We start from the raw sequence: 22,644 nt of genomic DNA, 5'->3' as shown, positions 1-22,644 counted from the left end.
TGGGACACGGTTCACTCCCGGGTGTCGGCGGTCGCCCGGCGGCGGACCACCACCAGCGCCACGACGACGCCGACCAGCACCACGACCCCGCCGAGCACCCAGGCGACGCCGGTGTAGTCGGTGCCCGAGCCGCTCAGCGCCTTGTCCGTGGGCTGGGCGCCGTAGTAGCCCCAGTAGCCCTGCTGCGCCACGATCACGCCATCGGCCTTCGGCTGCAGGGTGAACCCGCTGTAGCGGTCGGCCCGGTAGGCCTCCAGCGAGTTCTGGTACCACAGGATCAGCCCGGCGGCCTGGTCGTAGAACCGGGCCTGCGCCTGCTGGACCAGGTCGACGCGCTTGTCCTTGTCGAACTCGCCGAGCTGCCGGTTGTACAGGTCGTCGTACTGCTGGTCGCACAGGAACGTGTCCGGGTTGCCGCCGCCGCTGGGCGTCGGCCGGGACGCGCAGGTCTGCAGCCGCAGCACGTAGTCCGGGTCCGGGTTGGCCGACCAGCCGCTGATCACCATGTCGTAGTCGGCGCTGGTGGTGCGGTCGTTGAGCTGGTTGTCCGACACGGGCTGGAGTTCGACGTTGATGCCGAGATCGGCCAGCCACCGCTTGACGAACTCGCCGACCTGGGTGTCCTCCGACCGGGACCCGTGCAGCACGAGGTTGAAGTCCAGCGGCTCGCCCTGCGGGGTGCGGCGGATGCCGTCCGCGCCGCGGGCGTAGCCCGCCTCGTCGAGCTTGCGGTTGGCGGCGGCCGGGTCGAAGGTCCGCGGCTGCGGCGGCGTCCACTGGTAGTCGGAGAAGATCGGCGGCAGGTACCCGCCGCCCTCCTGGCCGTAGCCGCCGAGCACCCGGTCCACCAGGACCTTCCGGTCGATCGCCTGGTCGATGGCCTGCCGCACCCGCACGTCCTTCAGCGCCGGGTGACCGTTACCGATCGGCTCGTTCTCGCTGTTGGTCGCGCCCGGGTTGAGCGACAGCTCGAAGAACCGCCGGCCCTGGCCCTTGACCTGCTCGACGTCGGCCTCGCCCGCCAGCGCGTCGAACTGCGCCGGGGTGAGCTTCTGGACGACGTCGATGTCGCCCTTGCGCAGCGCCTGCACCGCGGCGTCGCTGTTCTTGAACTGGACGAACTGCAGTCCCGCGACCTTCGGTGCGCCGCGCCAGAAATCGGGGTTGGCGGTCAGCGTGACGTCCTGTTCCGCGCGGTAGCCCGTGAGCGTGAACGGCCCGCTGCCGACCACCGGCATCTGGTCGTTGGCGAAGCTCGCGACGTCGGCGACCTTCGACCACACGTGCTCGGGCACGATCGGCGCGTCGATCGCCAGCATCGTGGCCTGCGGCGTCTTGGTGCGGACGACCAGCGTGGTGTCGTCCGGGGCGGTGACGGTCTCGAAGTTCTCCACGAAGTTGCCGTTGGCGGTGCTCGCGGCCGGATCGGTCATCATCCGGTTGAACGTGTAGGCGGCGTCGCGGGCGGTCACCGGCTGCCCGTCGGACCACTTGACGCCGGACCGGATCCGGAAGGTCCAGGTGAGCTTGTCCGGGGAGGGCTCCCAGCTCTCGGCGAGCTCCGGCATCACCGAGAAGTCATCCGGGCTGTACGTCGTCAGCGTCGGGTAGATGGAGCGGAAGATGTCGGTGGAGGCCAACGTGTACCCCAGGAAGGGGTTCAGCGAGTCGATCTGCTGCTGCAGCCCGATCCGCAGCGTCGCGCCCTCCTGGCGCGCGCCGTCCTGCTGCGCGGTTGCCGGCATCGGCACCAACAAGGCGACCAGCAGCGCAGTCCAGAGCACGGCGAATCGTCTGCCCACGGCGACCCCTCCTTCGTGGCGAGTGAGAAGAAGGAACCACCTTCAGGCGCTGTTCGTCAATGGTTAACCGGCGGTTGTCTCCGAGCGGCATCACGCACAGGTACCGAACCGTTACCCGATCGGCGAGCCGCGCCTCGAATGTCTGGTCGTGGGGCATAGATTGGGCGGCGTGCGGATCTTGCTCTCAGCGGACATGGAAGGCGTCACCGGCGTCACCTGGACCGACGACGTGGTGCCCGGAACCGAGCAGTGGCAGCGCTTCCGGCGCCTGTTCACCGGCGATGTCAACGCGTGCGTCGAAGGGCTCTGCGCGGCCGGCGCCACCGGCGTGCTGGTGAACGAGGCGCATTCGTCCCAGCGGAACCTGCTGCTGGAGGACCTCGACGAGCGAGCGGTGCTGCTGACCGGGCGGCACAAGCCGCTGTCGATGATGCAGGGCATCGAGTCCGATGTGGACGGTGTGGCGTTCGTCGGCTACCACGCGGGCGCGGGCGAGGAAGGCGTCCTTTCCCACACCTACCTGGAGAACTCCATCACCGGGGTGTGGCTCGACGGCGCGCCCGCCGGGGAGGGCGGCCTCAACGCGGCGCTCGCCGCCGAGTACGGGGTGCCGGTCCTGCTGGTCACCGGCGACGACCGGGCCTGCGCCGAGGCCGCCGGGTACGCGCCCGCGGCGAAGACCGTCGTGGTCAAGGAATGCGTCAGCCGCTACGCGGCGATCTGCCGCCCGCCGGCCCGCACCGCGGCCGACATCCGCGCCGCGGCAAGCGAAAGCCTGCGCCTGGCCGGGCGGACCGGAGGCGTGGCCCGCCCGCACCGCATCGAGGTGGAGTTCGACGCCGCGCACCTCGCCGCGGCCGCCGCGGTGATCCCGACCGTCGAGCAGCTGGGCGTGCGGCGGGTCGGGTTCGACGCGCCGGACATGACCGAGGCGATGAAGGCGTTCAAGATCGTGACGACCATCGCCGCGCGCGCCGTCCAGGGCATCTACGGCTGATTACAGATCGCCCCAGCGCGCAGCCTGCCACTGCACGGCCGACGGCCGCTGCCCGGTTCGGGTGAATTCGTCCAGCGCCGCCCGGAGTTCCCGGAACGGCAGCACCGCGTTGCGCGGGAACTTCAGCGTGCTACCCGCGTCGAACGGCAGTGCGGGCGCGTCCGCCGACGGCTCCGGGTTGAGCGTGTGCCAGGAGTCGAGGTCGCCTTCCTCGGACTCCTCGGTGAAGTTCAGGACGCCGACCTCGGCCTCCGCGTCGGTGACGATCCGGATCTGCTGGTACGGCCCGGCCGCGTCCGGATCCTCGTGCGGACGGTCCCAGACGTAGAGGTGGCTGGCGCCGGGCTGCTGCGGCCGGAGCACCCGGTCCACCAGCTCGGCCTTGTCGTCCTCGGTCTGCGCGTAGTACCGCTCGCCGTCGGCCACCGCGGTCGCGACCGTGATCCCGAGTTCGGTGTTGCGGGCCCCGATCGCCTCGGAGCGCAGGCCTTCCAGGCAGATCCGCGCCTCCTTCAGCGCCTTGATCGCCGCGCCCTGGTGGAACACCAGGTCTCCCCAGTACGGGTGGCCGAGCACCTTGTTGAGGTCGGCGTAGACCTCGTGCGTCGCCTCGATCAGCTTGTCCAAGGCGTCCACCGGGACGTCCGTGAGGCGGGCGAACACGACCGCAGGCGGTTCGAGCGGGCCGGTCTCGTCCGGTGCTGGATTCGACATGGGTTCCCTGCATCCACTTCGATCGTGGGCGACCCCCAGGACGCCCTGCCCAGATCTCGTTCCCCCCAAAGGCTACCGTGCGTCATCCGGCGGTCCCGCAGCGCCACCGCACGGTCGCCCGGCGATCAGCTGGCGTGGTCGCGCAGCACGCTGATCGCCGGTTCGTCCCGCACCGAGGCGAGGGACAATAACGCCCGCGCGAGCCCGTCCGGGTCGTCGAACCCGAGCTCCTCGACCAGATCGTCGGGCAGGCTGAGCATCGACAGCGCGACTCCGAGCATGCCCGCGTCCAGCAATCCCGCGCCGCGGCGGCTCATCCGGCGCCCCACCGCGGCCTGCAGCTGCACCGCGGTGTCCACATTGGCCTCGGTGATGTCCCCGAGCTCCTCGCGCACCTCGGGGTTGCGCACCGCCTCCAGGTGCAGCTCGAACAGCGCCAGGAACTGGGATCGCGCACTCGTCGACATCCGCCGCAGCATCGCCGCGTACAGCGCGGTGATGTCCTCGCCGGTGACGTCGGCGGGAACCTGGCTGCGCAGGCCGCGCAGCGCCTCGGTGTGCTGGGCGGCGAGGTAGCGCGCAACGGCCAGGAACACCGCGCTGCGCGTCGGGTAGTAGTTCTTGGTCGTGCCCTCTGGAACCTCGGCCTCGCGATCGATGGCGCGGTGCGTCAGCCCGCGGCCTCCATCGCGCGCCAGCACCTCGATGGCGGCGTCGGCGAGCAGTTCCCGGCGGTTGCCTCGTTGCGGCATGCATCCCCTGGCTGTTCGATCTTGCAGGCTGATCAACAGCGTAGCCCGCGCACCACACCAGTGGTGGGCAGGGGCACGCCGCGCGCCTTGACCGGCATCCCCACGATTGGTATAGACCTCATGTCCGCGATCACCTCGCCACGGGAGCGCAAGATGTCGGAAACAGGCCCGGTTCACGCCGAGCAAACGCTGGAACACCTGCGAAAGATCGGCACCCACAACGCCGAGGCCCTGCGGGCCGCCGCCGACCACCTCTTCGCCGCGGTCCGGGCGGACGGCCTCGTGTTCACCGCGGGCGCGGGCCATTCGCTGGCCGGCGTGATGGAGTCGTACTACCGGGCGGGCGGCCTGGCCGCGGTGCGGCCGCTGTACCACCCGGACCTGCTGCCCCTGCACGGCGCGGTGGCCAGCACCAGGACCGAACGCCGCACCGGCCTCGCCGAGGAAGTGCTCACCGCGGCCGGTTTCCGGGGCGGCGCGGACGCGCTGGTGGTGTTCTCCAACTCCGGGGTGAACCCCTACCCGGTGGAACTGGCCAGGCTCGCCCGCGCGGCGGGCTCGACCGTCGTGGCGATCACCTCGCCGACGGCCAGCGCCGAGGCCCCGAAGCGCGCGGGCACGACGCTGGTCGAAGAAGCCGAGATCGTGCTGGACACCCTGGTCCCGGGCGGCGACGCGAGCTACCCGCCGGCGGAGCCGGTGACGGCACCGCTGTCCTCGATGGCGAACGCGTTCCTGTGGAACATGCTGCTGGTGCAGATGTACGACCTGGCCGGCGCGGCTGGCGTCGACCTGCCGGTCTGGCGCAGCTCGAACACGGTCGGCGGCGACGAAGCCAACGCCGCCAACCTCGCGCACTACGGAGCGCGGGTGCCCGGCCTGAACTAGTCCGAGCCGAGCTGCTCGGCCAGTTCCGCGATGCGGCGCAGCTGAGCGGCGCGCTCGGCGGCGAGCTGCTGCTCCGGGTCGACGGCCTCGTCGGCCTGGACCAGCAGCGCCAGGGTCTCGCGGACCGCGCCGTCCGGCGGTTGGGTGACGGCATCGGCGAGCTGGTCCACGGCGTCGTCGAGCCGGTCGGGTTCGACGACGGAGTTGGCCAGACCGAGCCGCAGTGCCTCGTCCGCCTGAATTTCCCGCCCGGTCAGGCAGATTTCCACTGCCTTTGCGTAACCGACGGTCCTGACCAGGGGCAACGTGCCGCCAAGATCCGGCACGAGCCCCAGGCCGGTCTCCGCCATGCGCAGCCGGGCATCGGTGGCGAGCACGCGCAGGTCGCACGCCAGGGCGAGCTGGAAACCAGCGCCGATGGCGTGCCCCTGCACGGCCGCGATGGTCACCCGATCGGGTTCGCGCAGCCAGCTGAACCCCTGTTGGAAGCCGGCGATCTCGGCATCGGCCTGCTCGGTGGGGCGCTGGGCCAGCGCCGCCAGCCCGGGCGCCCCGTCGACGTCGGCGAAACCGAAGAGCCGGCGATCCAGGCCAGCCGAGAACGACCGGCCCGTGCCGCGCACCACCACTACCCGGATCTCCGGGCCCAGGGATCGTCCGATCTCCCGCAGCGCCTGCCAGGTGTGCGGTGTCTGCGCATTGAGCTTGTCCGGGCGGTCCAAGGTGATCGTGGCCCGCCGCCCGTGGATCGTGAACCCCACACCGCCACGATCCAACAGGCCGGCGTCCACTATCGAATCCGCCAAGCGGACCTCCATTGCAGATCTGAGCAGATCTCTGGAGTCGTGCTATGTCGTCGGTGCAGACGGCCGGTGGCCGTCGTGCTCACTTCTTCTTCGAGCGCGTCGCGCCCCCGCGGCCCCGCAACTGCACGCCTGATTCGCTCAGGACGCGGTGCACGAACCCGTAGGACCGGCCGGTCGACTCGGCCAGAGCGCGGATGCTCGCCCCCTTCTCGTACTTCTTTCTCAGGTCACTGGCAAGCTTGTCCCGCGCGCTACCCGTGATGCGCGCGCCTTTCTTCAGCTCAGCCACGGTGTCCCCGCCTTCCCTCTGAGCAGGTCGGGCCTCGCGACCCCTGTCAGCGCAATGATCGAACAGGAAACGCGGGAACGCCAGGCGATCATGGAAAAAAGATCGGCCAACGGTCGAGATGACCGCGCGGCGATCACCGGAATGCACTAATCCATCCGTAGTAGCGGACGCTGCGAGCGCAACCCCTGCTAGGCCAACTGGACGAGGTCCAAGTAGTCGTCCGACCAGTGGTCTTCGGTGCCATCCGGCAGCAGGATGACCCGTTCCGGTTCGAGTGCCTGAACTGCGCCGGGATCGTGCGTGACCAGCACGACGGCGCCGGCGAAGCTGCGCAGAGCGTCGAGCACCTGCTCGCGGCTCGCCGGGTCGAGGTTGTTGGTCGGCTCGTCCAGCAGCAGCACGTTCGCCGCGCTGGAGACCAGGCCCGCGAGCGCGAGCCGGGTCTTCTCGCCGCCGGAGAGGGTGCCGGCGGGCTGCTTCAACTGCTCGCCCTGGAACAGGAACGCGCCGAGCAGGGTGCGCAGCTGCTGTTCAGGGGTGTCCGGCGCGGCGCTGCGGACGTTCTCCCACACCGTCGCGTCGTGGTCCAGCGTTTCGTGCTCCTGCGCGAAGTACCCGACGCGCAGCCCGTGACCAGGCACGATCTCACCCGAATCGGGCTTCTCCATGCCGCCGAGCAGGCGCAGCAGGGTGGTCTTGCCCGCGCCGTTGAGGCCGAGGATGACGACCTTGGCGCCGCGGTCCACCGCCAGGTCGACGCCGCTGAAGATCTCCAGCGAACCGTAGGACTTGGACAGCCCGTCGGCGGTCAGCGGAGTGCGCCCGCACGCGGCCGGCTCCGGGAAGCGGATCTTGGCGACCTTCTCCTGGGCCTGCTCCGTCTCGGCCTCGGCCAGCAGCTTCTCCGCCCGGCGGGCCATGTTCTGGGCCGCGACCGCCTTGGTCGCCTTGGCCCGCATCTTGTCGGCCTGCGCCATCAGGGCCGACGCCTTCTTCTCGGCGTTGGCGCGCTCGCGGCGGCGGCGCTTCTCGTCCGCGGCGCGGGCGTCCTGGTAGCGGTCCCAGTCCATGTTGTACACATCCGCCTCGCCGCGGATGGCGTCCAGGAACCACACCTTGTTGACCACGGCCGCCAGCAGCTCCACGTCGTGGCTGATGACCACCAGGCCGCCGTCGTGGTTCTTCAGGAAGTCGCGCAGCCAGTTGATCGAGTCGGCGTCGAGGTGGTTGGTCGGCTCGTCGAGCAGCAGCGTGCTGGCCGAACCTCCGCCGGGCCCGGCCTCCGACGCGGCGAACAGGATGCGGGCGAGCTCGACGCGGCGGCGCTGACCACCGGAGAGCGTGCGCAACGGCTGGTTGAGCACCCGGTCGGGCAGGCCGAGGTTGCTGCAGATGCGCCCGGCCTCGCTCTCCGCGGCGTAGCCGCCGCGCGCGGCGAAGCGCTCCTCCAGCCGGCCGTAGCGGGCGATCGCCTTGTCCCGCTCCCGGTCGTCGACCAGCTCGGCCATGGCGGTCTGGGCCTTCTCCATGTCGCGGATCAGCTGGTCCAGCCCGCGCGCGGAGAGCACCCGGTCCTTCGCCGTGACGGTGAGGTCGCCTTCGCGCGGGTCCTGCGGCAGGTAGCCGATCTCGCCGCGGCGGATCACGTCACCGGCGTAGGGCTGGCCCTCGCCGGCGAGCACGCGCAGCGTCGTCGTCTTGCCCGCGCCGTTGCGGCCGACCAGGCCGATCCGGTCGCCGGGCTGGACGCGCAGGGTCGCGTCGGAGAGCAGGATGCGGGAGCCGGCGCGCAGTTCCAGGCCGGTGGCAGAAATCAAGGGGAACTCCGAAAGTCGGTGGTCAAGCGATTCCATGAACGCGCCCACCGGCCGGGCCGGGTGGGCGTGGGCACTGCTGAGCGGCTCGGTCGCTAAACGACGACCGGGCGAATCAGCGATGGAGTGGCGCGGGGAACGCGAACCACGTAACGCTTGCTAACCACGAACCCAGTGTATCGGGCGTTGTCCACCGATTTGATCGCAGACCTCATCACGTCGGTCACAACCGGCGGTGCTCCTGCTCACAGCACGAACGTGTCGTTCCACAGCTGCGTCGTCCGGCCCGACAGGGCCTCCAGCAACGCGGCGGCCTGGTCGTCGGTCAGCGAGGCGACGAAGTCGATCACCGCTCGGCCGCGCGCCATCCGCTCCAGGCGCTCCGCGTCGACCGGCTCCGCGTCACCCGGCGCCAGCAGCAGCTCCGGGTCGTCGCTGCGCAGCTGCGCGAACTCGGCGCGGGCCCGGTCGAACAGGTCTCGCAGGCGGTGCGGCAGCCGGGCGGCCTCGCTGCGGTCGATCAGCCAGTTGTCCAGGGCCTCGACGAGCTTGCTCAGCAGCCGGTCCTGGCCGCGCTGGTGCAGCGCGAGGTCGGGGCGCTGCAGCACGAACCGGCGGTGCACGAACTTCAGCACCTGCACCTCGTGCCACTGCTCCACCGCGAGCGCCACGTGCCCGGACCGCGTGTTCGGGTGCTCGTCGACCTGGATGCCCTCGACCAGGCGCTGCGTCCACTCCCCGGAGAAGGCCGCGATGGACCGCTCGGCGAGCTGGGACCGGTCGAAGGGCACCTCCAGCAGCTTGTTGACGAGGTTCGCGACGACCTTCTTCACCGCGCTGACGAACGCCTCGTCGTCGGCGATCCAGTCGTCCTTGGCGTGCAGCCGACGGCGCAGCCGCTCCAGCGAGCAGCCGGGGCGCATGCCGTCGCCGGCGAGCTCGGCGTCGGAACGGGCGGCGAACTCCGCGACGTGCCCGAGCCACTCGGTCAGCTCGTGCGAGACGCTGGTGTGCTGCAGGACCCCGACGCGGTGGAAGTCCTCCAGGTCGTGGATCGCGTAGGCGATGTCGTCGGCGGTGTCCATGATCGACGCCTCGACGGTCTGCTGCCAGTCCTCGATCCGGCCGCCGAACGCCGCGCGGGCGTCGATCAGATCATCGATTTCGCTGCTGTAGCAGGAGAATTTCGCCGATCCGGTGCCCGGCTGGTCCTCCGGCTCGGATGCGCCGCGCGGCGGCGAGGCGAGGTGCCGGGGGTGCGGTTGCGGGCGGGACAGCCGGGTCCACGGGTACTTCAGCAGCGCGGCCCGCACCGCCGCGGTCAGGTCCAGTCCCTCGCCACCGACGCCGCGCACGTCGATGCGGGTGACCACGCGGTAGGTCTGGGCGTTGCCCTCGAACCCGTCCGGCAGCGAGAAGCGCTGCCGCGCCAGCCTGTCCAGCACGCTCTCGCCGAGGTGCCCGAACGGCGGGTGCCCGAGATCGTGCCCGAGCCCGGCGGCCTCGACCACGTCCAGGTCGCAGCCGCCGAGGCGGTCCAGGCGTGCCACGTTCTCCCGGTTGGCCATCAGCCGCTCGGCGATGGCCCGGGCGACCTGCGCGACCTTCAGGCTGTGGGTGAGCCGGTTGTGCAGGAGCAACCCGGAGCCGCTGGGGCTGACGACCTGCGTCACACCGCCGAGGCGGGCGAAGAACGCGGAGCTGGACACCCGGTCGCGGTCCGCGCGGAACGGGCTGGCGGCTAGGTCACCTGGGCCGTGGGCGGATCCGGCGCGGCTGCTGCGCCGACCGGTCCGGGTTGGCTGCACATCCTGCATGGGCTCACGTTAGCGGCCCTGGCGGCGGGATTGGTGGCCGACGTGATCTGATGCTCCGGTGGATGTCGTTGTCGTGGGCGGCGGCCCGGCGGGTCGTGCGGCGGCGGCTGCCTGCAGCGATACCGGCCTGCAGGTGACGCTCGTCGATCCCGCACCGCGACGCGTCTGGCCGCACACCTACGGGACCTGGCGCGACGAGCTGCCGCCGTCGGTGCCACCGGCGGCGATGGCATCGGTGATGCCGTGGATGGCCGTGCGCGGCACCGAGCGGCACGAATGGCAGCGGCCGTACGCGGTGCTGGACAACACGGCGCTGTGGAAGCACCTATGGCGTCCCGACATCGTCGAGGTGACCGGGCGCGCGATGGCCGCCGAGCACGGGCCGACGGGCTCGACGGTGGTGCTCAAGGACGGCCGGCGGATCGCCGCGGCCGTCGTGGTCGACGCCACCGGCGCCGCGCGGGCTCTCTCCGGTGGGCGCCCGGCGCACCCCGCGGCCCAGCAGTCCGCGGTGGGCTGGGTGGTCGACGCCGCGGCCGCGGAACCGTTCTGCGATCCGGACGCCGGCGTGTTCATGGACTGGCACCCCGCGCCGCAGACCCGCGGCGGCTGGCCCACGTTCCTCTACGCGGTCCGCCTCGGCCCGGACCGGGTGCTGCTCGAGGAGACCTCGCTCGCGCGCCGCCCGGCGCTGCCGCTGGCCCTGCTGCGCAGGCGGCTCGCCGGACGACTCGCCGCCGCCGGGGTGACCGAGCAGGAGCGGATCGTCGAGGAGCGGGTCCGGTTCCCGGTGGACGATCCGCTGCCCCGGCCCGGGCGGGTGATCCCCTTCGGCGCGGCGGCGGGCTTCGTGCACCCGGCGACCGGGTTCAGCGTGGCGGGCTCCCTGCAACGCGCGCCGTGGCTGGCGGCGGCTATCAGCGCCGCGCTCCCCTCCGGCCCGGCCTCCGCCGCCAGGGCGAGCTGGTCGATCTTGTGGCCGCCGCGCGCGGTGGCCGCGCACTCGCTGCGGCACCGGGCGCTGCAGGCCCTGCTGTCGCTCCCACCGGACCTGGTGCCGGAGTTCTTCGAGGTGTTCTTCCGGCTGGACGAGCCGCACCGGACGGCGTTCCTGGCGGCCGAGGGCAGCGCCGCCGGGACGACGGCCGCGATGTCGGCCCTTTTCCGCAGCGCGCCGTGGCGGATCCGGCGCAGGCTGATGCTCGGCGGCCTCACGGTGGGACACCCGCCCGCCCGGCACGGACTCGGCGGCAGCTGAACCCGCACACCGCCTGTAGCGAAACCGCTCCGTTTCGTTGTGTCGATGGCCACAGGGTCGCCGACTGGCCGATGCTTCACGCTGGCAAAACAGGCTAGGTTGGGCCGCGGGGAGAGGCGGTGTCCTCCGCCGGGGATGAGGAACTGAGATGTCGGTGAACAGGTCGTGAACACCGTCGATGGAGCGGCATGAGTCCGGGCAGCATCGACTCCGTGCTTGCGCTGGTTGACGAAGTGCGCTTCGCGTTCCAGCCGTTGATCAACATCAAGACCGGTGCCATCGTCGCGATCGAGGCGTTGGCCCGGCCGGCGGGCGCGCACGTCCAGGACCTCTTCCGGGAGGCCGCCCGGCAGCGGCGGCTGACCGAGCTGGACGTGGAACTCGCGACGGCCGCGTTGACCTCGGCGGCGGAGCACGAATCCCTGCTCCCCCTCCACCTGAACATCTTCGGCGGCACCGTCACCCACGATCTCCCCCGGCTCGACCTGCTGCGCGAGAAGCTCCGCGAGATCGGCCGCCGCGAGCAGGAGGTGACGCTGGAGATCGGCCCGCCGTTCGCCCGGCTGGACTCCGCCGAGCTGCTCAGCGGGGTGGAGAAGCTGCGCGCCGACGGCTTCCAGGTCGCCCTGGACGGGGTGGGCGAGGGCGACGTGCCGCTGACCCTGATCGCCGACATCGGGCCAGCCGTGGTCAAGCTGGACCGCGGCGTGGTCGCCGGGCTGCCGGACAGCCCCGCCCGGGTCGCGGTGGTGGAGGCGGTCCGCCACCTGTGCGAGTCGACCGAGAGCCAGCTGGTCGCCGAGGGCGTGGAGAACGAGCGCCAGCTGACCGCGCTGCGCCGCAACGGCATTCGCCTGGTGCAGGGGAACTTGCTCGCCCCGGCGGCCCGGCGGCCCCCGACGGCGAGCAGCGTGCCCGGCGTGGCGGCGGAGGTGACCGACCCGCACGGCCCGTCGATCAGCACCCTCGCGACCGGGCCCCGGGTGACGGAGTTCCTGTCGCCCGCGACGATGCTGCCGATCGACGCGACCGCCGACAAGGTGCGCGGCGTGCTGGCCGACCACCCCGAGATCAGCGGCGTGGTGCTGGTCGACGAGCAGAACCGGCCGCGGTGGACCATCGACCGCAACCGGTTCCTGCTCGCGGTGACCGGCCCCTACGGGCACGCGCTGCACGCCAAGCGCGCGGCGTCGCGGCTGGCCGACGAACCGCGGGTGGTCAACACGGCGACGACGGCGATGGAAGCGCTGAGCCTGGTGACCCGCTCGGACCAGTACCGGATGTACGACGACGCGATCGTGGTCGACGAGTCGGGCCGCTGCCTGGGCGCGGTGCGGGCCGGCGACCTGATCCGCGGCATGGCGGAGCTGAAGGTGGAGGAGGCGGCGGCGCTCAACCCGCTGACGCGGCTGCCGGGCAGCGACGCGATCGCCCGCGACGTGGCGCGCCGGATCGCCGCCGGCGAGATCTTCGCGGTGAGCTGGCTGGACATCGACAGCTTCAAGAAGGTCAACGACACCGCCGGGTTCTCCGCGGGCGACGACCTGATCCGCTCGATCGGCCGCGGCCTCACCGACGCGGCGACGGCGCTGCGGTCGGTGCAGGTCGGTCACGTCGGCGGCGACGACTTCTTGCTGGTGTCCGATCTCGACGACCTGGTGCAGCTGGCGAGCCTGGTGCTCGACCCGTCGCGCTCGGCGGGCGATCTCGACGTGACCCTCTCGCTGGCGACGCTGGTGTGCACGCCGACCACGGTCCACGGCTACGACGAGGCCTCCAGCCGGCTCGCGCCGCTGAAGCAGCGCGCCAAGTCGCTGTCCGGTTCGAGCTGGGTCATGTCGCGGCCCGGCTCGGATCGCATCGAAGTGCTCCGCGGCGCGTAACACGCACGGCGGATTGCCGAACCCTCCCCGGATCGCCCTAGGCTGGTGATCAAGCTCCACATGACAACGTTGTCACCAATGTGGGAGGGCCGAGTGCCAACGCATCGCCGCCGTCGCAGGATCGCGACCACCGCCGCACTGCTCCTGGCCGGGCTGACCGGAGCACAACTACCCGCCGCCGCGCAGCCCGCCGACCCCGTCGAGTCGGTGAACACCTTCATCGGCACCAAGGACGAGGGCAACACCTTCCCCGGCGCGGCCGCGCCGTTCGGCATGACGCAGGTCAGCCCGATCGGATCGCACTACGCGGGCTGGCAGTACGACGACGCCGAGATCAAGGGGTTCGGGCACTTCTTCCTCTCCGGCGCGGGCTGCTGGGAGCAGGGCGGGCTGGTCTCGACACTGCCGACCACCGGCAGCATCGGTGCCGGCACCGGGCACGACTTCGACATCACCGCACCGTCCACTTTCGACCACGAGCGCTACGCGGCCGCGGCCACGCACGACGGCGAGGTCGGCGACGCGGGCTACTACCGCACCCGGCTGACCGACTACGGCGGCGTCGACGTCGAAGCCACCGCAGACACCCGTGTCGGCGTCGAGCGGTACACCTTCGACAGCGACGCCCCGGCGCACGTGTTCCTCAACGTCGGCCAGGCCAACGCGAAGAACCCGATCAACGCGAGCGGCTTGGAGGTCGTCGACGGCCAGACGGTGCGAGGCTGGGTGCGCAGCAAGGGTTTCTGCGGCGGCCGGGACTACACGCTCTGGTTCACCACTCGCTTCGACAAGCCGGTGACCTCGTTCGGCACCTGGCAACCGGACGGCGGCCGGTTCGACCGCACCGCGGTCTCCGGTGGGGAGGGCCTGCGCGGTGCGTGGTTGACCTTCGCCGACCGGCAGGTCACCGCGACGACGGCGATATCCTATGTGGACCAGGCCGGCGCGGATGCGAATCTGGCGGCGGAGGGGTTCGACGGCGAGCAGCAGCTCCGGTTCGACCAGGTGCGCAGGCACACCCAGGAGAACTGGCGGCGAGAGCTGGACCGGATCAAGGTCTCCGGCGGAAATGCCGACGACACGGCGGTTTTCTACACCTCGCTGTACCACGTGCTGCTGCAGCCGTCGACCGCCACCGACGCCGACGGCCGCTACCGCGGGTTCAACGACCGGATCCACCGCGCCGACGGCTGGACCTACTACCAATTCTTCTCGCTGTGGGACACCTACCGAACGCAGAACCAGCTGCTGGCGCTGCTGGTCCCGGACCGGGCCCGCGACATCGCGCGGAGCGTGCTGGCCATCGAGGAACAGGGCGGCTGGCTGCCGCGGTGGGCGTACGCGAACTTCGAGACCAACACCATGACCGGCGACCCGGTCACCCCGTTCCTGGTCGACCTGTGGCGCTTCGGCGCCCTTGCGGGCCGCGAGGAGCAGGCCTACCGGGCGCTGTCGCAGAACGCCAACGGCGTGCCGCCCGCGGAATCACCGTTCGAGGGCCGCGCCGGGAATCCCTCCTACCTGGCAAGCGGTTTCGTGCAGTACGACCCGGACTTCCCGAAGAAGGGCCAGGACGTCGACCCGGCGCACGGCGGCTCGGCGACGATGGAGTACGCGCTGGCCGACTGCTCGCTGTCGCTGCTGGCCGGGGCGCTGGGCCGGGCCGACGACGCGGCGGCGCTGGCCGAACGCGGCCGGTCCTGGCGCAACGTGTGGGACCCGCAGGTGCACGACGCGGAACGCGGCTTCACCGGGTTCCCCCGGCCGAAGAACGCCGACGGCAGCTGGTTCGAACCCTACGAACCGATCTCCGACAAGGGATTCCACGAAGGCACCGCCTGGCAGTACCAGTGGCTGACCCAGCAGGACGTGCCGGGGTTGCTCGACGCCGTGGGCGGCGCGGAGCAGGCCGGCCGGCGGCTGGACGTGTTCTTCGCCTACGACCAGCTCGTCCAGGACCCGGCGCGGACCGCGCGGGAGGAATGGGTGATCGACCCGTACGACTACTACGGGCAGTTCCGCTACAACCCGAACAACGAACCCGACCTGCACTCGCCGTGGATGTACTCGCTGGTCGGGCAGCCCGCGAAGACCTCCGCGGTGGTGCGGGCGCAGCAGACCCTGTTCACCAACGCCGCCGACGGCGTGACCGGCAACGACGACCTCGGCACCATGTCTGCCTGGTACGTCTTCAGCGCCCTGGGCCTGTACCCGACGACACCGGGCACCGGCCAGTTCGTGCTGAACGCGCCGCGGTTCGCCAGCGCCGTCGTGGAGCTGCCGGGCGGTCCGCCGCTGAAGATCGAGGCGCCCGGGGCCGACGGTTCGAAGCTGCAGTACATCGACGAGGTGCGGATCTCCGGTGCCCCGCAGGAACTGGTGTCGGTGGACCTGGAGCGGCTGCGGTCGGGCGGCACCATCGAACACCGCCTCGCCGACCGGCCCACCGACTGGGCCACCGGGCCGGACGCCGCGCCCGCTTCTCCTTGCGCGGCACCGTGATCCGGTTCCGCCACAGCGGTCCTCGAGCCGTGGTGTAGCCCTCCCGCGCAGGCTGGGTGCGGTGCCGGAAGGGCCGGCGCAGCCTGCGCACTGGAGGTCGGGTCAGTGATCGAGTTCCCGCACGGCGGGTGGACCGAGGGCGCTTTCGCCGGAGTGGCGCGAGCTTTCCGGGAGAACTTCGCGATCGGCGCGGAGGTGGGCGCCGCGGTCTGCGTCTACCACCGCGGCCGGCCGGTGGTGGATCTGTGGGGCGGCTACGCCGATGCGGAGCGCACCGACCCGTGGCGGCCGGAGACCTTGGGCGTGCTGGCATCGCCGACGAAGGCCATGGTCGCCGCCGCGGCGCTGGTGCTGGTCGAGCGCGGGCTGCTGGAGCTCGACGCGCCGATCGCCGAGCACTGGCCCGAATTCGCCGCCGAGGGCAAGGGCGGGATCACGCTCCGCATGGTGCTCGCCCAGCGCTCCGGCGTGGTGTGCCTCGACCACGACCCGATCACCGCCGACCACCTGCGCGCGCACTCCCCCATCGCCGATGCGCTCGCGGCGGCGCGGCCGGAATGGGAGCCGGACACCGCGCACGGCTACCACGCGACCACCTTCGGGCACCTCGTCAGCGAGCTGGTGCGCCGGCGCACCGGCCGCACCGTCGGCCGGTTCTTCGCCGAGGAGATCGCGGCGCGGCTCGGCCTGGACTGCCACATCGGCCTGCCCGACCCGGGTTCCGCGCACCTGGCGACCATGGTGGAGTCCAAGGCCGAAGAGCTGATGGCGGGCGCCGACCCTGGCGACGAGCTGGCCATGCTGGTCGCGCTCGGCGACCCCGGATCGCTGACCTTCCGCGCGGTGATCGGCAGCATGTCGCTGGACACCGCGCCCGATCCGGTGCTGGAGAACCCGTCCTACGACGGGCTGGCCAGCGCGCAATCGCTGGCCCGCCTTTACGCCTCGTTCATCGGCGAGGTGGACGGCTACCGCCTGATCCGCCCGGCGACGCTCGCCGAAACCCGCCGGGTGCACTCCACCGGCACCTGCCTGGTCACCCTGCTGCCGAGCGCCTGGGGTCTGGGCTTCCAGCTGGCGGGCGGCCCGATCTTCCCGGCGTCGGCCGGGCTCGGCACGGCCTTCGGCCTGGCCGGGGCGAACGGCAACTTCACCTTCGCCGACCCCGAGCACGAGCTGGCGTTCGCCTACGTGCAGAACGGCGGTGCCCGCGAGATCGGCGACATGGACGACCGCGCCCGCCGGCTCACCGAGGCCACCTACCGGAGCCTCGGCGCCTGGTGACCCGTCACCAGGCCACCGGGGCCGGTGGCCTCCTGTCGTACCAGTGGGAGCGGCGGCGCAGCGGCGAGCCCGGGAGGTGACTCCTGGGCGGCCGGTCGCCACCCCAGCGGCTCGCCCAGTCCACCGCTTCGCCGCGCAGCCAGGCTTGTGCCAGCGCGGATTCCGGGATCCCGGCGGGCTTTCCGGCGGCCACTTCGGACAGTGCCGAGCGCAGTTCGCCGGGCTCCGCGGCCGCGATCACCGCGCGGGTCCGGTGGTCGTGGCGACCCGTCTGCAACGTCCAGGCGAGGCTCGGCAGGCCCGGTGCCGTCGGCGCGTCGAGCTCGGCGAGCAGGCTGCGCGCGAACTCCGCCAGGCAGTCCTCGTCCTGGCCGGACAGCGGGAACAAGTGCAGGCCCGGTTCCCCCTGGTGCAACGGCGTCGTCGGCTCTTCCAGCAGTACGTGGGAAACGGCGCCGCCGAGGCCGAAGGAGTTGATCCCGGCCAGGCGAGGCGCTTGCCCGGCCGGCCACGGCACGTCGTCCACCGCGATCGCCACGTTCGTGCCTTCGATCGGCAGCCGCGGGTCCGCCTCGGTCAGGCCCGCGATCCGCGGAATCCGGCCGTGCCGCAGCACGAGCGCGGCCTTGACCACGCCCATCAGGCCCGCGGCCGCTTCGAGGTGGCCGATGCTGGCCTTGATCGAACCGACCCACACCTTGCCGTCCGGGCCCGCGGCCGCGGTCGCCCCGGAGTCGACCAGGGCCCGGGCGAGCGCGGCGACCTCGACCGCGTCCCCGCTGGGCGTTCCGGAGCCGTGCGCTTCGAGGTAGCCCAGCTCGCCCACCGAACGACCGGCGGCCGCCGCGGTCCGGCTCAGCAGTCGCACCTGCGATTCGACGTCGGTGCCGGTCAGCCCGCCGCCCCGACCGTTGTGCGCGGTGCCGACCGCGCGGATGACCGCGTGCACCGGATCGCCGTCGGCCAGCGCCTCGTCCAGGCGCTTGAGCAGCACGCAGGCGCCGCCTTCGCCGCGCACGTAGCCGTCGCGATCGGGGCCGAAGGGCACCGAGTCACCGGTCGGCGACAGCGCGCCGCCGCGGTAGGCGGTGTTGGCGTAGAACCCGTTGCTGATGACGCTCGCCGTGCCGACCAGCGCCATCGGGTACTCGCCCTGTTGGAGCCCCTGCACCGCGATGCCGAGCGCCGAGAGGCTCGACGAGCACGCCGAGTCGATCACCATGCTCGGGCCGGTCCAGCCGAACTGGTAGGAGACCCGGTTGGCGCTGAACGCCGTCATGCCACCCGGGAACGCCGCGCCGTCGGCGAGGCCGTGCGCGTTGATCCGCTCCCGGTAGTCGGACAGGAACGTGCCGACGAACACGCCGATCGGCTCCCCGTCGAGCCGGTCCGGGGCGAGCCCCGCGTTCTCCACGGCGTGCCAGGCCAGTTCCAGCATCATCCGGTGCTGCGGGTCCATCCAGGCCGCCATCCGCGGCGCGATGCCGAAGAAGCGCGCGTCGAAGGTGTCGATGCGCTCCAGCAGCGACGCGGTCGGCGGATTCGGCAGGTCCACGCCGGGTTCGAGGCCGTGCCAGCGGTCCTCCGGCACCGGGGCGAAGCGCCGCCGGCCCCGGCTGAGCATGTCCCACAGCTCGGCGAGGGTATCGACGCCTGCCGCGCGCGCGGACATGCCGATGATCGCGATCGGATCGTTGGTCATCGGGAACAACCTCAGCTCTCGTCCGTGAACCTGGTGCGGCCGCCGCGGGCCGCGAGCCGCTCGCCGTGCAGGCCCTGGATCCGGCGGCGCGCCTCGGCGCTGCCGATCGTCGCCTCGTGGTCCGGGATCTCCCGCGCCAGCGCGGTTTCCGCTGCTTCGCGGGCCTGCTCGCGCAGCTGCGCCTTGAGCCGCTCGACGGCATCGCGCGGTGCCTGGGCGATCCGCAGCGCGAGCCGCTGCGCCTCCGCGTCGACTTCGTCGTGCGCCGTCACCCGCACGCCGGCACCGCGCGCGGCGAGCTCGCCGCCCCGGTAGCTCTGGCCCGCGTACAGCATCTCCGTGCCCAGCGCCTGGCCCAGCTTCGCCGGCAGCAGGTGGGTTGCGCCCAGCACCGGGGTGAACCCGAAGGTCAGGAAGTTCGCCGCGTACCGGGAACGTTCGCTGAGCACGGTGACATCGCAGTAGAGGGCGAGCAGGAAGCCGCCGCCCAGCGCGTGGCCCCGCGCGGCGGCGACCACCGGGACCGGGCAGTCGATCACCGCGCTCAGGAACTCCCACATCGCGACGATCCGCTGCTCGCGCGTGCCGAGCATCTGCTCCGCGGACGCGCCCGCGCAGAAGATGTCGGGCAGCCCGGCCAGCACGACGGCCCGCACCGCTGGATCCGCGGCCACCGCGCGCAGCGCGGCGATGACCTCGGCGCGCAGCTCGGCCGAGAGCCGGTTGCGCCCGGCCGGGTCGGCCAGGCGGATCGTCGCCACCGGCGCCACCACGTCCACCACGACAGCCGTGTTCACGGGATCAACCCCTGGTTCCGCAATCCGGCGATCCGCTGGTGGACCTGGGCATCCGCCAGCCGTCGGCCGAGAACTTCGACGACGAGTTCTTCCGGCGGCAGCGGGGGGAAGAGTTCCGCGTAGTACGCCTTGAACGCCGCCAGCGCGCCCGGGTCCGCCGCGCGCAGCCGCCGCAGGACGCGGCGCAGCTCGTCCTCGCCGCCGGTCGCGTCGGCCAGCCCGAGCCCGACCGCTTCCGCGCCGGGCACCTCGCGCGCGGTCAGCGCCAGCCCGTAGGCGCGGTGCGCGCCGATCCGCCTGGCCACCACCGGCAGGATCGTCGCCGGAAGCAGTCCCAGCAGCACCTCGGTCATCCGGAACTCCGCTCGCGGCCCGGCGATGACCTGGTCGCAGGCCGCCGCCAAACCTACTCCGCCGCCCAGCGCCGCCCCGTCCACGAGCGCGACCGTCACCAGGGGCGACGCCGTGAGTCTGGTCAGGAGCTCGCCGACCGCCTCGATCCGCGGGCGCCAGGCGCTCTCCAGCCCGTCCAGCGCCATCCCAGCGCAGAACGCGTCCCCGGCGGCGCCCAGCACGAGCACCTGCGCACCCGGCGTGGCCTCGGCCTCGGTCAGCGCGGCGGAAAGCTCCGCGAGCAGCGGCTCGTCGAGGCGGTTTCCGGTGCCGGGGCTGGAAAGCGTCACGCGGACGACCGGCGGGCGCGAGGCGTCCACGGACACGGCGTTCACCGCCACTCGTAGCTCCGGTGGTAGTTCTCGATGCCGGTCAGCACCAGCACCGGGCCGTGCACCCGCGACGGTTCGGCGTACTGGTCCCATGTGGACAGATCGGTGCGCAGGTGTTGCCGCGGCAGCAGGCATTCGCGGGCCCATGGCAGCAGCTTCTCGTACTCCGCGAACGAGAGCTCCCGCCGGCTGCGCACCCGGTCCGCGATGCCCGCGGTCGCCAGCTCCCGGCCCGCGCCCGGCTGGACGACGCCGCTGAAGAACTCGCTGGCGCAGCCGGAACCGTAGGAGTACAGCCCGACCCTGGTGCCCTCCGCCGAGGCGTTGTCGATCAGGCTCGCCAACGCCAGGTAGATCGACCCCGAGCACAGGTTGCCCACCGTGCGCGGGTAGACCAGGGACGGGCCGATGCGGCGGGCGAAGTCCGCCTCGATCGCCTTCGGCGGGCCCGGGGCCGCCTCGCGCATCAGCTTGCGGTGCGCCGCCTTCACCATTCCCGGGAACGGCGTGTGCATCACCAGGTGGTCGAAGGTGGTGGCGAAGTCGGTGTCCGGCGCGAGCCTGCGGTAGTCGGCGTAGCTGCCCGAGAGGCACTCCAGGTAGCTCAGCAGGGAGAGGTCCGCGTCGACGTAGTCGAAGTCCGGCGCGGGCCGCGCGGTGTCCATCGTCTCGAAGCTGTGCAGCCCGTTGCGGCCCTCGTCCAGCGCCAGCACTCGTGGATCGGCCGACAGCAGCACCGCGACGGCGCCGTTGCCCATCGTCGGCTCGGCGTACTTCGCGCGCTCGTCCATGGGGCTGATGTCGGTGGCGACGACCAGCGCCCGGGCTCGCGGATTCGCCGCCCCGGCGAGGTATCCGGCCGCCAGCTGCAGCATTCCCGTCGCGCCGTAGCAGGCCTGCTTGACCTCCATGATCCGGCAGCGCCGGGACAGGCCGAGGTGGCGGTGCGCGTAGGAGGCGATCGACTTGCTGAAGTCCACACCGGACTCCGTGGAGGTGACCAGCAGCTCGATGTCCTCCGCCGCGTCGCCGAGCGCGTCCACCAGCGGCTTGGCCGCGTTGACCGCGTTGGTGACCGGATCCTCCCACGGCTGCAGCACCGAGCGGTGTTCGAGCCCGAGGTTGCCGATCCGGTCGGTGTCCAGGCCGCGGCCTTCGAACAACTCCCGCACCGGGAGTCGCGCGAACCCGCAGTAGGCGTTGAGACCGTCGATGCCGACGCGCGCCATCAGCCGTTCCCCCCGCTCAGGTGCTCGATCAGGGCCCCGATGTCCGGGATGTGCGCGAAGTTCGAGATCGGCTCCACCCGCTCCAGCCGGTGCAGCAGCAGGCTGATGATCTCCACCCGGTCCACCGAATCCGCGCCGAGTTCGCGGAGGCTCTTGTCCCGGGTGATCTCGGCGGCGGGCAGGTCGGGCAGGATCTCGACGATCGCCGCCCGCACGGCCTGCTCGACTTGGTTCATGCTTCCTCCACGAGAAGGCTGATCGCGGACACCGCGAGCAGCCGGCCGGATCCGATCTCCCGGACCGCGACGTCGGCGACCTCCGCGCCGCTGCCGGAGTCGTCCCGCCACAACCGGATCGCGATGCGCAGCCGGGAGTCGAGGTCGGCGTTGCCGAAGTAGCCGAGCTTGTGGTCCAGCACCCGGCGGGCGAGGAACTGCCGGTCGCTGCGGCCCAGCCGCCGCCACAGCCGCAGCAGCGCGGTGTCGATGATGGAGAAGTACGACGCGAAGTACACGAGCCCGACACCGTTGAAGTCGTGCACGACGTCGAGTTCGTAGGTCGTGTCGAACGTTTCGGTCAACGTGTGGCCGGGCACGCCCGACGGGTGGAACGTGCCGTTCTTCCGCGCCCGGGAGGCGATCCCGCGCGGCGAGTACTGCGGCGGCAGCCGGGGCAGGTGCTCGTGCCGGAAGTCCGGCGGCGCGGAGCGCACGAGCTCCTCGTTGCTGTCCGGCCGCGAACGCGATATCCAGCGGTTGAAGTTCTGCACGTAAATGCCGTCCGGCCGGGGGTTCTCGTAGAACTCGACCGGGTCGATCTCGTCGTCCGATGTGGACATCCGGTGCAGCGTCAGCACCGACTCGCCGCCGACGTCGAACACCCGCGAGGACACCGCCAGCTCGTCGCCGAAGGTGAGGCCGTGCGGATGCCGCTCCGCGCTGCCCCGCACGTGGAAGTAGTAGAACGACAGGTAGGCCGGGTGGCCGTCGGCGGTGCGCGCGTCGTAGACGTTGGTCCCGCAGTCGGCCGCGACGGCCTCCCAGGTCCAGTCGCCCAGCTGCGCGAAGATCGACGAGCTGCCGCCGCACATGTGCGGCGTGATCGTCACCTGGCGGATCATGCCGCCCCGGCCGCGCGTTCGCGGACGTAGTCGGCGAGCTCGTTCAGCGTCGGGTGGTCGAAGACCGCGTCGACGACCTCGCTGAGCCCGTACTTGGCGTTGATGACCGAGACCAGCTCGACGCCCAGCACCGAGTCCAGGCCGAGGTCCTGGAACGTCGCGTCGTCCTCGACCTCGGCGACCTCCACGTAGAGCACCTCCGCCAGGTGCGAGCGCAGCTCGTCCCGAATGGTGGCTGCATCCAGCGAAACGGGCACTTCCCTCT

Annotated in this window: 20 protein-coding genes; 6 read left to right on the top strand and 14 right to left on the bottom strand. The window is 71.7% G+C overall.

The window, feature by feature from the left end; all coding sequences use genetic code 11:
- Positions 1-11 precede the first annotated feature (11 nt).
- Complete coding sequence (locus tag AB0H93_RS11235) at positions 12-1,802, bottom strand: ABC transporter substrate-binding protein (RefSeq protein WP_358570956.1); 1,791 nt, start codon at positions 1,800-1,802, stop codon at positions 12-14.
- Between the two features lie 169 nt (positions 1,803-1,971).
- Between AB0H93_RS11235 and AB0H93_RS11230 the strand changes: the two genes are divergently transcribed.
- Positions 1,972-2,799 (top strand): M55 family metallopeptidase, encoded by an 828-nt coding sequence (locus AB0H93_RS11230; RefSeq protein ID WP_358570953.1) that lies wholly within the window; start codon positions 1,972-1,974, stop codon positions 2,797-2,799.
- On the opposite strand, the gene AB0H93_RS11225 is transcribed toward AB0H93_RS11230, so the two are convergent.
- Both AB0H93_RS11225 and AB0H93_RS11220 read right to left on the bottom strand, forming a co-directional pair.
- Positions 2,800-3,513, bottom strand: a complete 714-nt coding sequence (locus tag AB0H93_RS11225; RefSeq protein ID WP_358570950.1) for an Imm1 family immunity protein — start codon at positions 3,511-3,513, stop codon at positions 2,800-2,802.
- A 125-nt stretch (positions 3,514-3,638) separates the two neighbouring features.
- Complete coding sequence (locus tag AB0H93_RS11220) at positions 3,639-4,265, bottom strand: TetR/AcrR family transcriptional regulator (RefSeq protein ID WP_358570947.1); 627 nt, start codon at positions 4,263-4,265, stop codon at positions 3,639-3,641.
- A 153-nt stretch (positions 4,266-4,418) separates the two neighbouring features.
- Between AB0H93_RS11220 and AB0H93_RS11215 the strand changes: the two genes are divergently transcribed.
- Positions 4,419-5,153: an SIS domain-containing protein gene (locus AB0H93_RS11215; RefSeq protein WP_358570944.1), complete on the top strand. Its 735-nt coding sequence runs from the start codon at positions 4,419-4,421 to the stop codon at positions 5,151-5,153.
- Here AB0H93_RS11215 and AB0H93_RS11210 read toward each other — a convergent pair.
- The 4 genes from AB0H93_RS11210 to dgt all read right to left on the bottom strand — a co-directional run bounded on the left by AB0H93_RS11210 (position 5,150) and on the right by dgt (position 9,879).
- Positions 5,150-5,971: an enoyl-CoA hydratase/isomerase family protein gene (locus AB0H93_RS11210; RefSeq protein WP_358570941.1), complete on the bottom strand. Its 822-nt coding sequence runs from the start codon at positions 5,969-5,971 to the stop codon at positions 5,150-5,152. The genes AB0H93_RS11215 and AB0H93_RS11210 overlap by 4 nt on opposite strands.
- Positions 5,972-6,038: 67 nt before the next feature.
- Complete coding sequence (locus AB0H93_RS11205) at positions 6,039-6,248, bottom strand: helix-turn-helix domain-containing protein (protein WP_093260265.1); 210 nt, start codon at positions 6,246-6,248, stop codon at positions 6,039-6,041.
- Positions 6,249-6,436: 188 nt separating this feature from the next.
- Positions 6,437-8,065 carry an ABC-F family ATP-binding cassette domain-containing protein gene (locus AB0H93_RS11200; protein ID WP_358570939.1) on the bottom strand — a complete coding sequence of 543 codons (1,629 nt, stop codon included), beginning with the start codon at positions 8,063-8,065 and terminating at the stop codon, positions 6,437-6,439.
- 242 nt (positions 8,066-8,307) lie between these two features.
- Positions 8,308-9,879 carry a dGTP triphosphohydrolase gene (gene dgt / locus AB0H93_RS11195; protein WP_358570936.1) on the bottom strand — a complete coding sequence of 524 codons (1,572 nt, stop codon included), beginning with the start codon at positions 9,877-9,879 and terminating at the stop codon, positions 8,308-8,310.
- Positions 9,880-9,937: 58 nt separating this feature from the next.
- Here dgt and AB0H93_RS11190 point away from each other — a divergent pair, with 58 nt between their 5' ends.
- The 4 genes from AB0H93_RS11190 to AB0H93_RS11175 all read left to right on the top strand — a co-directional run bounded on the left by AB0H93_RS11190 (position 9,938) and on the right by AB0H93_RS11175 (position 16,806).
- Positions 9,938-11,137 (top strand): lycopene cyclase family protein, encoded by a 1,200-nt coding sequence (locus AB0H93_RS11190; RefSeq protein ID WP_358570934.1) that lies wholly within the window; start codon positions 9,938-9,940, stop codon positions 11,135-11,137.
- Between the two features lie 188 nt (positions 11,138-11,325).
- Positions 11,326-13,020, top strand: coding sequence for a GGDEF domain-containing protein (locus AB0H93_RS11185; protein ID WP_358570931.1), 1,695 nt, complete (start codon positions 11,326-11,328; stop codon positions 13,018-13,020).
- Between the two features lie 138 nt (positions 13,021-13,158).
- Complete coding sequence (locus AB0H93_RS11180) at positions 13,159-15,522, top strand: GH92 family glycosyl hydrolase (protein ID WP_358571445.1); 2,364 nt, start codon at positions 13,159-13,161, stop codon at positions 15,520-15,522.
- Positions 15,523-15,627: 105 nt separating this feature from the next.
- A complete protein-coding gene (locus tag AB0H93_RS11175) occupies positions 15,628-16,806 on the top strand; it encodes a serine hydrolase domain-containing protein (protein WP_358570928.1) in 1,179 nt (392 codons plus the stop codon).
- Positions 16,807-16,810: 4 nt separating this feature from the next.
- On the opposite strand, the gene AB0H93_RS11170 is transcribed toward AB0H93_RS11175, so the two are convergent.
- The 7 genes from AB0H93_RS11170 to AB0H93_RS11140 are packed head-to-tail and all read right to left on the bottom strand — an operon-like array spanning position 16,811 to position 22,636.
- A complete protein-coding gene (locus tag AB0H93_RS11170) occupies positions 16,811-18,508 on the bottom strand; it encodes a beta-ketoacyl synthase N-terminal-like domain-containing protein (RefSeq protein WP_358570925.1) in 1,698 nt (565 codons plus the stop codon).
- Between the two features lie 11 nt (positions 18,509-18,519).
- Complete coding sequence (locus AB0H93_RS11165; protein WP_358570922.1) at positions 18,520-19,305, bottom strand: polyketide synthase; 786 nt, start codon at positions 19,303-19,305, stop codon at positions 18,520-18,522.
- Positions 19,302-20,033: an enoyl-CoA hydratase/isomerase family protein gene (locus tag AB0H93_RS11160; RefSeq protein WP_358570919.1), complete on the bottom strand. Its 732-nt coding sequence runs from the start codon at positions 20,031-20,033 to the stop codon at positions 19,302-19,304. The genes AB0H93_RS11165 and AB0H93_RS11160 overlap by 4 nt, the downstream gene beginning before the upstream one ends.
- A complete protein-coding gene (locus AB0H93_RS11155; RefSeq protein WP_358570916.1) occupies positions 20,030-21,259 on the bottom strand; it encodes a hydroxymethylglutaryl-CoA synthase in 1,230 nt (409 codons plus the stop codon). Before AB0H93_RS11155 ends, AB0H93_RS11160 begins: the two co-directional genes overlap by 4 nt.
- Complete coding sequence (locus AB0H93_RS11150; protein WP_358570913.1) at positions 21,259-21,495, bottom strand: phosphopantetheine-binding protein; 237 nt, start codon at positions 21,493-21,495, stop codon at positions 21,259-21,261. The genes AB0H93_RS11155 and AB0H93_RS11150 overlap by 1 nt, the downstream gene beginning before the upstream one ends.
- On the bottom strand, positions 21,492-22,367 hold the full coding sequence (locus AB0H93_RS11145) for an LnmK family bifunctional acyltransferase/decarboxylase (protein ID WP_358570910.1): 876 nt from the start codon (positions 22,365-22,367) through the stop codon (positions 21,492-21,494). Before AB0H93_RS11145 ends, AB0H93_RS11150 begins: the two co-directional genes overlap by 4 nt.
- Positions 22,368-22,375: 8 nt before the next feature.
- Entirely contained in the window at positions 22,376-22,636 is a 261-nt protein-coding gene (locus AB0H93_RS11140) for an acyl carrier protein (RefSeq protein ID WP_358570907.1), read from the bottom strand.
- Between the last annotated feature and the right edge of the window lie 8 nt (positions 22,637-22,644).

The sequence above is a fragment of the Saccharopolyspora sp. NPDC050642 genome (assembly GCF_040654735.1).
GTDB classification, from domain to species: domain Bacteria; phylum Actinomycetota; class Actinomycetes; order Mycobacteriales; family Pseudonocardiaceae; genus Saccharopolyspora; species Saccharopolyspora elongata.
The sequence above is the reverse complement of the archived record's forward strand: the minus strand, read 5'-3'. Positions and strand labels throughout refer to the sequence as shown.

Bases quoted from the DNA above. Each gene is read 5' to 3' on its own strand.
- AB0H93_RS11215 (WP_358570944.1), top strand. From the start codon at position 4,419: ATGTCGGAAACAGGCCCGGTTCACGCCGAGCAAACGCTGGAACACCTG.
- AB0H93_RS11170 (WP_358570925.1), bottom strand. From the start codon at position 18,508: ATGACCAACGATCCGATCGCGATCATCGGCATGTCCGCGCGCGCGGCA.
- AB0H93_RS11210 (WP_358570941.1), bottom strand. From the start codon at position 5,971: ATGGAGGTCCGCTTGGCGGATTCGATAGTGGACGCCGGCCTGTTGGAT.
- dgt (WP_358570936.1), bottom strand. From the start codon at position 9,879: ATGCAGGATGTGCAGCCAACCCGGACCGGTCGGCGCAGCAGCCGCGCC.
- AB0H93_RS11225 (WP_358570950.1), bottom strand. From the start codon at position 3,513: ATGTCGAATCCAGCACCGGACGAGACCGGCCCGCTCGAACCGCCTGCG.
- AB0H93_RS11220 (WP_358570947.1), bottom strand. From the start codon at position 4,265: ATGCCGCAACGAGGCAACCGCCGGGAACTGCTCGCCGACGCCGCCATC.
- AB0H93_RS11155 (WP_358570916.1), bottom strand. From the start codon at position 21,259: ATGGCGCGCGTCGGCATCGACGGTCTCAACGCCTACTGCGGGTTCGCG.
- AB0H93_RS11185 (WP_358570931.1), top strand. From the start codon at position 11,326: ATGAGTCCGGGCAGCATCGACTCCGTGCTTGCGCTGGTTGACGAAGTG.
- AB0H93_RS11150 (WP_358570913.1), bottom strand. From the start codon at position 21,495: ATGAACCAAGTCGAGCAGGCCGTGCGGGCGGCGATCGTCGAGATCCTG.